The sequence below is a fragment of the Parendozoicomonas verongulae genome, assembly GCF_009711465.1.
Taxonomy (GTDB): Bacteria; Pseudomonadota; Gammaproteobacteria; order Pseudomonadales; family Endozoicomonadaceae; genus Sansalvadorimonas; species Sansalvadorimonas verongulae.
Genome location: NZ_SMME01000111.1, coordinates 1 through 265, shown reverse-complemented (window position 1 = coordinate 265; position 265 = coordinate 1). Strand labels below are relative to the sequence as shown.

1 protein-coding gene is annotated in these 265 nt (G+C 53.6%); it reads left to right on the top strand.

Features of this window, described 5'->3' with window-relative positions; genetic code table 11:
* Window positions 1-265, top strand: a 265-nt coding sequence (locus E1189_RS22020) for a hypothetical protein (protein ID WP_196220791.1), incomplete at both ends; no start/stop codon positions are given.

The following is a 265-nucleotide window of genomic DNA, read 5'->3' as shown; positions in this document are numbered from 1 at the left end:
CTCTTCGTGCACTCTGCGAGGAAGAACGCTGACAAGACCGAGGGAACCCGCAAGCGCTGGGAGCGCATTGGCCGGTTTGGTTTTGATAACTACGTGAAGACTTGCCTGATGAATTTCTACCGTGATCAGCAGGAAGCGATTGGTGTCAGCATGAGGAACCGCTGCAAGAACGCCGAAGATCCAGAGAGCGCATTGGAAGCCTGGTGGGCGCAAGAAGAAGATTTTGATCGTGACCCATCGGACTTTATCAACCATGCCGACGCAA